The 660-nt window shown below is 79.7% G+C and carries 1 pseudogene; it reads right to left on the minus strand.

Annotated elements, in window-relative coordinates:
* Positions 1–660, minus strand: a pseudogene (locus ACFP3V_RS26195) (LuxR family transcriptional regulator); the annotation flags it as partial.

Raw genomic sequence — 660 nt, forward strand, 5'->3', positions numbered from 1 at the left:
CGGGATCACCGCCGACGGCCTCGGCCAGCGCTTCCGCGTAGGCGGCGAGCGGCGAGGCGGTGCCGGCGTCCACGAGCAGGCGGGCGCAGCGGGCGGCGGCCTCCCGGGCGCGCATGGCGTCCCCGGCCCGCGCGTGCACCCGGGTGAGGGCGACCAGCGTGGCCATCCGGTCCTCGATCCCGCCCCCGCCGCCCGCCCGGCTGAGCAGCCGGGCGGTCAGCGCCTCGGCCTCGGCGAGGCGGTCGCCGTCGAGTTCGGCCAGGGCCTGACGGCGCAACAGGGAGGCGCTGGGCTGACGGGGCGTCAACTGTACGGCCAGCTCCAGTGCGGACGCGGCCAGGCGAGGGTGGCCGCGCAGGCCGTGCAGGGTGCCCAGCAGGCCGAGCGCGGCGACACGGGTGGCCCGGTCGTGCGCCGCGGCTGCGAGCGCGGCGGCACGGCGGGCCTCCAGCGCGGCGCTGCCGGTACGCCCGCCGAGCAGCTCGCGGACGGCGGACCAGAACCGCAGCGGGCCCAGCAGCGCCGGGTCGGTCCCGGCATCGGCGAGGCCGTCCTCGATGAGGTGGCCCGCACTGCCGAGCGCCTGACCGACCGTGTCCAGCAGCACCAGCCGGGCGCGCACCCGGCGCGCCGGGTCGTCGCTCTCGTGCAGCACGGCGC

Origin of the sequence: Streptacidiphilus monticola (genome assembly GCF_042658505.1) — a bacterium.
GTDB lineage: Bacteria > Actinomycetota > Actinomycetes > Streptomycetales > Streptomycetaceae > Streptacidiphilus > Streptacidiphilus monticola.